The sequence below is a fragment of the Bacillus sp. FSL W8-0640 genome (genome assembly GCF_038007725.1).
Classification (GTDB): Bacteria; Bacillota; Bacilli; order Bacillales; family Bacillaceae_G; genus Bacillus_A; species Bacillus_A cereus.
In genome coordinates this window covers 285,001-295,000 of record NZ_JBBOXT010000001.1, presented here as the reverse complement: position 1 = coordinate 295,000, position 10,000 = coordinate 285,001, and the positions used below count along the sequence as shown (strand labels likewise).

Sequence of the window (10,000 nt, the reverse complement as noted above, 5' to 3'; positions counted from 1 at the left end):
TTCCCTTCACAATACGTATATGAAAAATTTCGTACAATCACTGAATTGGATCCTCAAAAATGTCACATTCTCCCTCAAGGTTTGTTTAACCACAATCCTTATAAGAACAATATTGCAAAAGCTAGAAATGAGTTACGTAAGAAGCTTAACCTGCCTCTAGATAGCAAAATCATCTTGGGTGTAGGCTTCGCAGATTATCGGAAAGGGATAGATTTATTCTCACTTATCTCTTACTCAGTAAGAAAGACTCACAAGGATATTCATTTCATTTGGGTAGGGAGAACAGACGTTCAATTCCTGAATACACTGCCCCCTAAATATAAAGCACATTTCACATTAGTCGATCCTACTCCCGATATCGGATTATATAACGCTGGGGCTGACTTATACTTATTAACTTCAAGGGAAGATCCTTTTCCAAATGTTGTTTTAGAAGCATTAGATGCAAAACTTCCTGTTATAGGGTTTAAAAATGCTGGAGGTTTTGAAGATGTTGTTACAGAAAAAACTGGTGCCTTAGTAGACTTTTTAAATTTACCCAAAATGCTAGAAAAAATATATGAATTTATTCATGATGAGGGATTACGATTACAAAAGGGAAGCTTTGGCCAAGAACTTATCGAAAAAAACTTCAATTTTCTTAATTACATTTATCAATTACTAGATCTTCTCGAACATAATTACAAAAAGATAAGTGTAATCATACCGAACTATAATTATGAAAAATACTTACCTGATCGAATCGAATCAATATTAAACCAAACCTACCCTCTTTACGAACTAATTTTCTTAGACGATGCCTCCACTGATCATAGCGTATCAACTTTTAAAAAGCTGCTTTCAAAAGAAAATAAGACCCACCTGAAGGTTCAACAGATTATTAATGATAAAAACTCTGGTTCTGTATTTAAACAATGGATAAAAGGAGTCTCTGCAGCAACTGGTGATTATATTTGGATCGCAGAGGCCGATGACTTATGCGATAAGACATTTTTACAAGAGGTGATACAGGGGTTTTATATAAATAACAATATTACCTTAAGTTACACACAATCAAAACAAATAGATGAACAAGGAAATGTATTGGCTAATCATTATTTAAATTACACAAATGATATCGATAAAGAAAAATGGAAAGCCCCCTATTTTCGAAAAGGCGTCGAAGAAATACAAGATACGTTACTTATCAAAAACACTATACCTAATGTTTCAAGTGTAGTTTTTAAAAATATAGATATGAAGAAAACGGAAAAACAGTTAGAGAAGTTCAAAATAGCTGGTGACTGGTTCTTCTATGTTTCTCTTCTTACAGAGGGAGATATTTACTTCAATCCAGCCCCCTTAAACTATCATAGACGACATTTAAATAGCGTAACGAGAACAGAAGATTCATACTCCCATTACAATGAAGTTGTGCAAATGCAAAATTTCATTAAAGAAAAATTTACTATCGACGACATTTCTAAAATGAAAATGTATACATATAGAAAGTATCTTAAAACATACTTAAAAATTTAAACGTGTGCTTTCTATGCCATCAATATCTCTTGTAAGGCGCTACTATTATTTAAGGGGGAATACTCTTTGAAAGACTTTATAGAGGAACATAAAGATTTAATTTCTCAAATCGCACACAGCTATAATGTAAATGCAAGTATCCATCCTGAGGATCATATCTTTCAGTTCATTGTCACTAATCCCGTCTTCCCATCAAAAAAAGAAGCGATAGATTATTACTTTAAAGATGGGCAAAACTCAGCACAAATACTCTTAAACTTAATTACTTCCCTTTATCCTCCTACAGTCAATCCAATTCAATTGTTAGAATTCGCATCCGGATACGGCTGCGTAACACGTCATTTATTAAATCTACAAGCGAATTTGAGTATAACCGCTTGCGATATACACGAAGAGGCTATTTCCTTTATTGAAAACAAATTAAATAATTCTTCTATATTATCTCATCCTGAGCCTGAACAGTTAAAATTGGACTCCTCTACGTACGATATCGTTTTTTGTCTATCCTTTTTCTCTCATATGCCTGATACAACTTGGTTTCGTTGGCTGCAAACATTGTATAACGCTGTTTCACCTGGTGGTTTATTCATTTTCACAACCCATGGCTATCAAAGCAAAAAATACTTCGGGTTTCCAAATTTAAATGAAAAGGGCTATTGGTTTCTCTCTTCTAGTGAACAATTCGATTTAGATGTGAATCAATACGGACAAACGATAGTTAGTCCCTCTTACGTGTGTGACAAAATTAAATTATTACCCCATAACCCAATTATCAAAAAGTATACTGAAGGATTTTGGTGGGAACATCAAGACCTTTGGGTTATAGAAAAAGAAGTAAATTAATAACCCACGCTCTGCTTATATACAAGTAGAGTGTGGGTTATTATTTTTTACTATATAAGAACTCTTCAATCCATAGCTTATTTAATCTAATCCCATGTTTAAAATCTATTTTAGGTTCCCAATTCAATTCTTGTTTTACCTTATCAATATTTAAAATGATTTTTTGAACGTTCTCTTGTTTTTGTTTGTAACAGATAAAATCCACTTTTCTTTCTGTTATTTTCTCTAATTCCACTATAATTCGTTTTAAAGAAAGACCTTTGCCACTCCCTATGTTGTATACGCAAGATTTCAATTGATTTAATTGTGCTAGTTGTATAGTAATTTCAACTAAATCATCGATATAAATATAATCTCTAATAATTTCCTCCGGATTCCCATATATATGAATCCTTTCATTACTGAGATGCTGGTACAAAAAACAATTTATCGCCCCTACTTTTTTTAAGGGGTTTTGGTATTTTCCATACGGATTAGAATATCTACATACAACATAATCTATTCCATATTTTCTCTTATAAAAATACAAATAATTCTCCAGCGAAACTTTTGTTATTCCATACGGGGAAAGTGGTCTTAATGGATGTTTCTCATCAATAGGCAAATATTCAGGTTCACCATAAACTGTGCCTCCCGAAGAAGCCAATATAATTTTTTTAATACGAAAATCTTTAACACTTTCCATGAAATTAAGAAAAAATAGACTGCTATTAATATCACCGAAAACATCTTCAATTGAAGTTGCTACGTTAGACGTCGCAGCTAAATAAATAATAATATCTATATTCACTAAAGCCTTATATATATCCTCAACATTTTCTAAATCACCTTTAATAAATTCAACTTCACTTACAATATTTTGAGGAAAATTATTTATATGTCTGGAAAATACTTTTACATTTTGCCCCTGTTTCAATAAACCCAATGCGAGATTGATACCAATGAAACTATTTCCACCTACTATTAAATAATTATTCTTCCTCATAATATCATCTCTCTAGTAATAAATTTTTCCTATTGTCAAACTTAAAAATATACACAAATAAACTGGATCATTTTGATTATTCATCCTCTTATCATTGTATGTTTGTTATAAATTTTCATTATCTTTATTTTCTATTTTCATTTTAGAATAGCTTCCTTATTCAGGTTGACTGCAAAAACACTCATAATATTTACTCATCCCCATGAATATATTTAATAAACAATCCTCACTTGTTTACCCCATAAAAAAGCTTCTACATACACAAAGTTCTCAAAAAAGGAGCGCTAAACTCATGAAAAATATAAATCAAGAACTTTTAAATCATGTAATCCTACATAAAGATCGAATTCCGCATTACCATAAAGACTTTCCCCTTATACTATTTTGGAGTCATAGAAGCGGATGCACCTCATTAGCTAATTGGTTCTTTTTTCAAATTGGATTATTTACTGAAGCAAAGAAATACAATGACTTTATTCATTACTATGAGTTCTGGGTGTATAAAAACAGTACAAATTACATTCAACAATTACAAAATAGTCTTCTAGAGGCTAAAAAAAATGTTTGTAAACTTGTACGAAATCCTTATACAAGAGCTGTCAGCTCATTTTTATTACTTGCTGACAATCCATATGCTAGCCCACAATGGGAAAGCATCCGTCATTATTTTTATAATGATAAATATAGTAATCAAGGAATATCATTTAAACAATTTTTATATTACGTTCAGGCATTCGATTCCAATTCCCTAGCTTTAGATATACATTTTAGTCAACAATACGTCCCTGGTGAAGAAAATTTCATTCAATGCTATATTCCTTTAGAAGATTTTAATACACAAATCACCAAGATGGAACACATGTACGATTTGATGAAATCCCCTTTAGCACTTTTTACAAATTCAGATCATCATCGCGCTCACAAGATGATTTATGCAGGAAGCTATGCAGAACTTAGCATTACAGATCCAGGCTTTCCCCGATTTCCAACATACGAAAGCTTTTATGATAAAGAAACTATGGATTTAGTTACAGAAATATACGCACAGGATTTTGAAATGTACCCATACACGAAAGGGATATTTTAAGTCTATACATTTTTCCACGAATAAAAGCTGATACATCGCATAGCATAAAGTGAAACTTTAATTCGAGTGGGAGTTCTCTCCAACTAATTATTCCCTTCTCCTAATCGTAATTTTAAGAGATACCTAACTTTCACCCATTTCCTTTAATTTCGCCGATTGTTGACGTGTATCATACTTTCCATACATAGATTGCATTTATTAACATAGGAGGGATATCGTGTGGAAATCAATTTGAAACACAATAATGGGTACTGCGTTATTTGCGAAAAGAAAGCTACATTTATAGAGCATAATGATTGGCTTAGAGATCATTATTTATGTTCTACATGTAACTCTATACCAAGGCAGCGAGCTTTAATCCATGCTTTACATACATTTTTTCCAAAATGGGATTCCTATAATATTCACGAATCCTCTCCTGGAGGAATTACGACTCAGCTACTATTAAAAAACTGTAAAAACTATACTTATTCTCAATACTTTAGAAATTATCCTCTTGGCCAATACTTTCAAGGTATTAGATGTGAGAACTTAGAAGACATGACTTTTGAAAATGAATCTTTTGATTTATTCATTACTCAAGACGTTTTTGAGCATGTAATGACGCCAAACAAAGCCTTTAAAGAAATAGAACGAGTATTAAAACCTGGCGGTGCTCATGTATTTACTGTCCCTTGGTATCATACACTCACAAAAACTGTGCAAAGAGCAAGAATGAATAAAGAGGTGATTGAATATATTGAAGAGCCCATTTATCATGGAAATCCTATTGATGAGAATGGATCTTTAGTAACGTTCGATTGGGGGCAGGATATGATTGAATATATTTATACACATGCAAACATGTATACAATTGTTTTTTTACAAAAGGATAGATCACTAGGGTTAGATGCTGAATTTTTACATGTTTTCATTAGTAAAAAGCAAGAAAATAAAGTTTAATCACTATATAATTCGGAGGTTTAACAAATGAATAACTTTAAGTTAGGAAGTGATTTTGATCATCTTGTTAATTCAGTATCTGATGCCGAACTTCTAAATTTATTTATACAAAGTTGTTCACAAACAACGATAAATGGGGTTCCCGTACCTAGATTTCCTCCTGAAGAAATTCAAAAACAATTTGTAGGTGCTTCCTATGAACATGCTCTTTACGAAGCATATTTGTTTTATAGCCATATAAAAGAATACGCCCAAAATTTAGGAGTTCCCTTGAATAAAGAAAGTAAAGTTTTAGACTTCGGATGCGGATGGGGAAGAATTATACGCTTCTTATTTAAAGATGCCTCTGATCAAAATTTACTTGGCATTGATGTCGATCCTGCGATGATCACACTTTGTAATGAAACACTAGGAAGAGGGATATATAAAACAGCAAGCCCACATCCCCCTGTAGATTTTATTAGCGACAATTCATTAGATATCATATTCGCTTATTCTGTATTCTCACATTTATCCGAAGCAACTGCCGAAAATTGGGTAAAAGAATTTTCAAGAGTTCTTCGCCCTGGTGGAATCTTCATCGCAACAACACAAGCGCGCTATTTTCTTGATTTTTGTCAACAATTCCAAGAACATCCTGAATTAATTCAAACAGGATGGCATAAAACTTTATCTCAAGCTTTTCCAGATATACATCGCGCCATCTCGGATTATGAAAACGGCAAATTTGTTCATAGTCCCACTGGTGCAGGGGATGTTAGAAATAGTAGTTTTTACGGAGAAACCGTTATACCTAGGACTTATATTGAAAATCATTATGAGAAATATTTAAAGCTACAAGACTTTTTTGATGATGTAAATCGATTACCACAGGCCCTCTTTGTCCTTCAAAAAATTTAATTCCTTTCATTCAACATAATAAATTTCATGACGAAAAGTACTTTCTATTTCAGATATATATCAAATTACCTAATACTCTCTTATTAAGTAAGCTTAAAAAATCCAATACATACCATAAAAAAAAACAGTAAACAGATAACATATCTCTTATTTTAAAATTGCTTCACCAAATCAAGAATAACTTCCCAACACTTGAACTACGAAAAACACGAGGGGGATATAACTTGAAAATAATCGCTTTTTACTTACCACAATTCCATCAAATTAAAGAAAATGATCGATGGTGGGGGAAAGGATTTACTGAATGGACAAATACTAAAAGTGCACGACCTTTATTTTCAGGACATTATCAACCTAGGGAACCTTATCAAGATTTTTATTACGACTTAACTACCCCCTCCGTAAGAAAGTGGCAAGCAAAAATCGCTAAAGCATACGGTATATATGGTTTTTGTTATTATCATTACTGGTTTAAGGGAAAAAGACTATTAGAAACACCCTTTAATGAGGTACTAAAGATGAAAGAACCTGACTTCCCTTTTTGTCTTTCTTGGGCAAATGAACCATGGACAAAATCTTGGGATGGTCTCGATAAACATATATTAATGCCTCAAGACTACGGAGATATATCTGATTGGAAGGAACACTTTGATTATTTATTACAGGCTTTCCAAGATGAGAGATATATTTATATAGATGATAAACCTCTATTCATTATTTATCGTCCAGGACATATTCCTGATTGTGAAAAAATGCTTAATTACTGGAATGCATTAGCGCGAGAAAATGGTTTAAAAGGTATATACTTTGCTGAAACATTAAACAGTTTTCCACTACCTAATATAAATGGATTCGATGCTAGCATTCAGTTTGAACCTTTCTATACAATTGCCCATGATAGCTCTTCAGACATAAATAAGGTAATATATGATTCTGATATGCAATTAAACGTTTGGGACTACGATAAAGTATGGATGTATATATTACAACGATCGCTCCCAAAGAAAAAAACATTTCCTGGTGCTTTTGTTGATTGGGATAATACTGCACGACGTAAAAACGCGAATAGCAGCATCTTTGTAGGTTCTACCCCTGAAAAGTTCACCATATATTTAAGCAAGCAAATTCATCGGACTTACTCTTTTTATAACAGCGAGTTTTTATTTATTAACGCATGGAACGAGTGGGCGGAAGGAACTTACTTAGAGCCAGATAAAAAATATGGATTTTCTTATTTAGAAGGGGTTAAAAATGCAATTGATAGAGGTATGAAAGCATACAAAAAAGACGAGTCATTCTGACTCGTCTTAAAGTTGCTTGGCGACGTCCTACTCTCACAGGGACAAGGTCCCAACTACCATCGGCGCTAGAGAGCTTAACTTCCGTGTTCGGTATGGGAACGGGTGTGACCTCTCTGCCATCATCACCAAACTATGAAGGCATATTCCTTCAAAACTAGATAACATTGCTACATATTATATGGTTAAGTCCTCGATCTATTAGTATTCGTCAGCTCCACATGTCACCATGCTTCCACCTCGAACCTATCAACCTGATCATCTTTCAGGGATCTTACTAGCTTACGCTATGGGAAATCTCATCTTGAGGGGGGCTTCATGCTTAGATGCTTTCAGCACTTATCCCTTCCGCACATAGCTACCCAGCTATGCCCTTGGCAGAACAACTGGTACACCAGCGGTGCGTCCATCCCGGTCCTCTCGTACTAAGGACAGCTCCTCTCAAATTTCCTACGCCCACGACGGATAGGGACCGAACTGTCTCACGACGTTCTGAACCCAGCTCGCGTACCGCTTTAATGGGCGAACAGCCCAACCCTTGGGACCGACTACAGCCCCAGGATGCGATGAGCCGACATCGAGGTGCCAAACCTCCCCGTCGATGTGGACTCTTGGGGGAGATAAGCCTGTTATCCCCGGGGTAGCTTTTATCCGTTGAGCGATGGCCCTTCCATGCGGAACCACCGGATCACTAAGCCCGACTTTCGTCCCTGCTCGACTTGTAGGTCTCGCAGTCAAGCTCCCTTATGCCTTTGCACTCTACGAATGATTTCCAACCATTCTGAGGGAACCTTTGGGCGCCTCCGTTACACTTTAGGAGGCGACCGCCCCAGTCAAACTGCCCACCTGACACTGTCTCCCGGGTCGATAAGACCCGTAGGTTAGAATTTCAATACAGTCAGGGCGGTATCCCACCAGCGCCTCCACCGAAGCTAGCGCTCCGGTTTCAATGGCTCCCGCCTATCCTGTACAAACTGTACCAAAATTCAATATCAGGCTACAGTAAAGCTCCACGGGGTCTTTCCGTCCTGTCGCGGGTAACCTGCATCTTCACAGGTACTATAATTTCACCGAGTCTCTGGTTGAGACAGTGCCCAAATCGTTACACCTTTCGTGCGGGTCGGAACTTACCCGACAAGGAATTTCGCTACCTTAGGACCGTTATAGTTACGGCCGCCGTTTACTGGGGCTTCAGTTCAGAGCTTCGCTTACGCTAACCCCTCTCCTTAACCTTCCAGCACCGGGCAGGTGTCACCCCCTATACTTCGCCTTACGGCTTCGCAGAGAGCTGTGTTTTTGCTAAACAGTCGCTTGGGCCTATTCACTGCGGCTTTCCGTTAAGAAAGCACCCCTTCTCCCGAAGTTACGGGGTCATTTTGCCGAGTTCCTTAACCAGAGTTCTCTCGCACACCTTAGGATTCTCTCCTCGCCTACCTGTGTCGGTTTGCGGTACAGGCACCTTTTATCTCGCTAGAAGCTTTTCTTGGCAGCGGGGAATCAAAGACTTCGCTCCATAAGGAGCTTCCCCATCACAGCTCAGCATACGCGATAAGCGGATTTGCCTACTTATCAGCCTAACTGCTTGGACGTGCACAACCAATCGCACGCTTCTTCTATCCTTCTGCGTCCCTCCATTGCTCAAACGATAAAGAGGTGGTACAGGAATATCAACCTGTTGTCCATCGCCTACGCCTGTCGGCCTCGGCTTAGGTCCTGACTAACCCTGAGCGGACGAGCCTTCCTCAGGAAACCTTAGGCATTCGGTGGACGGGATTCTCACCCGTCTTTCGCTACTCATACCGGCATTCTCACTTCTAAGCACTCCACCAGTCCTTACGGTCTGACTTCACTGTCCTTAGAACGCTCCCCTACCACTGATACCATTCGGTATCAATCCGCAGCTTCGGTGGTGTATTTAGCCCCGGTACATTTTCGGCGCAGAGTCACTCGACTAGTGAGCTATTACGCACTCTTTAAATGGTGGCTGCTTCTAAGCCAACATCCTAGTTGTCTAAGCAACTCCACATCCTTTTCCACTTAATACACACTTTGGGACCTTAGCTGGCGGTCTGGGCTGTTTCCCTTTTGACTACGGATCTTATCACTCGCAGTCTGACTCCTAAGGATAAGTCATTGGCATTCGGAGTTTGACTGAATTCGGTAATCCGATGAGGACCCCTAGTCCAATCAGTGCTCTACCTCCAAGACTCTTACACTTAAGGCTAGCCCTAAAGCTATTTCGGGGAGAACCAGCTATCTCCAGGTTCGATTGGAATTTCTCCGCTACCCACACCTCATCCCCGCACTTTTCAACGTGCGTGGGTTCGGGCCTCCATTCAGTGTTACCTGAACTTCACCCTGGACATGGGTAGATCACCTGGTTTCGGGTCTACGACCACGTACTAAACGCCCTATTCAGACTCGCTT

Annotated in this window: 7 protein-coding genes and 2 rRNA genes (2 of these 9 running past the window's edge); 6 read left to right on the top strand and 3 right to left on the bottom strand. The window is 37.2% G+C overall.

Annotation, left to right across the window (positions count from 1 at the left end):
* Both N2V80_RS01645 and N2V80_RS01640 read left to right on the top strand, forming a co-directional pair.
* A protein-coding gene (locus tag N2V80_RS01645) for a glycosyltransferase (RefSeq protein ID WP_000558376.1) crosses the window boundary here: on the top strand, nucleotides 1-1,518 show its 3' portion. Its footprint begins 414 nt before the window's first position; only the last 1,518 of its 1,932 coding nucleotides appear in the window; the start codon falls outside the window, past its left edge; it ends in the stop codon at nucleotides 1,516-1,518.
* A 66-nt stretch (nucleotides 1,519-1,584) separates the two neighbouring features.
* Nucleotides 1,585-2,361, top strand: coding sequence for a class I SAM-dependent methyltransferase (locus N2V80_RS01640; RefSeq protein WP_061656031.1), 777 nt, complete (start codon nucleotides 1,585-1,587; stop codon nucleotides 2,359-2,361).
* Between the two features lie 40 nt (nucleotides 2,362-2,401).
* Here N2V80_RS01640 and N2V80_RS01635 read toward each other — a convergent pair whose 3' ends face one another.
* Nucleotides 2,402-3,346, bottom strand: a complete 945-nt coding sequence (locus N2V80_RS01635) for an NAD-dependent epimerase/dehydratase family protein (RefSeq protein WP_001230832.1) — start codon at nucleotides 3,344-3,346, stop codon at nucleotides 2,402-2,404.
* A 292-nt stretch (nucleotides 3,347-3,638) separates the two neighbouring features.
* On the opposite strand from N2V80_RS01635, the gene N2V80_RS01630 reads away from it, so the two are divergent.
* The 4 genes from N2V80_RS01630 (at nucleotide 3,639) to N2V80_RS01615 (ending at nucleotide 7,576) form a co-directional block, all read left to right on the top strand.
* Complete coding sequence (locus N2V80_RS01630; RefSeq protein WP_000790055.1) at nucleotides 3,639-4,433, top strand: sulfotransferase family 2 domain-containing protein; 795 nt, start codon at nucleotides 3,639-3,641, stop codon at nucleotides 4,431-4,433.
* Nucleotides 4,434-4,652: 219 nt separating this feature from the next.
* Entirely contained in the window at nucleotides 4,653-5,375 is a 723-nt protein-coding gene (locus N2V80_RS01625; protein WP_000405117.1) for a class I SAM-dependent methyltransferase, read from the top strand.
* Between the two features lie 27 nt (nucleotides 5,376-5,402).
* Nucleotides 5,403-6,275, top strand: a complete 873-nt coding sequence (locus N2V80_RS01620) for a class I SAM-dependent methyltransferase (RefSeq protein ID WP_001058695.1) — start codon at nucleotides 5,403-5,405, stop codon at nucleotides 6,273-6,275.
* Between the two features lie 224 nt (nucleotides 6,276-6,499).
* Nucleotides 6,500-7,576: a glycosyltransferase WbsX family protein gene (locus N2V80_RS01615; protein ID WP_000690999.1), complete on the top strand. Its 1,077-nt coding sequence runs from the start codon at nucleotides 6,500-6,502 to the stop codon at nucleotides 7,574-7,576.
* 14 nt (nucleotides 7,577-7,590) lie between these two features.
* On the opposite strand, the gene rrf is transcribed toward N2V80_RS01615, so the two are convergent.
* Both rrf and N2V80_RS01605 read right to left on the bottom strand, forming a co-directional pair.
* Nucleotides 7,591-7,706: ribosomal RNA gene (gene rrf, locus N2V80_RS01610) — 5S ribosomal RNA — on the bottom strand.
* Between the two features lie 48 nt (nucleotides 7,707-7,754).
* Nucleotides 7,755-10,000: ribosomal RNA gene (locus N2V80_RS01605) — 23S ribosomal RNA — on the bottom strand (it continues 677 nt past the right edge of the window).

Bases quoted from the DNA above. Each gene is read 5' to 3' on its own strand.
- N2V80_RS01630 (WP_000790055.1), top strand. From the start codon at position 3,639: ATGAAAAATATAAATCAAGAACTTTTAAATCATGTAATCCTACATAAA.
- N2V80_RS01635 (WP_001230832.1), bottom strand. From the start codon at position 3,346: ATGAGGAAGAATAATTATTTAATAGTAGGTGGAAATAGTTTCATTGGT.
- N2V80_RS01620 (WP_001058695.1), top strand. From the start codon at position 5,403: ATGAATAACTTTAAGTTAGGAAGTGATTTTGATCATCTTGTTAATTCA.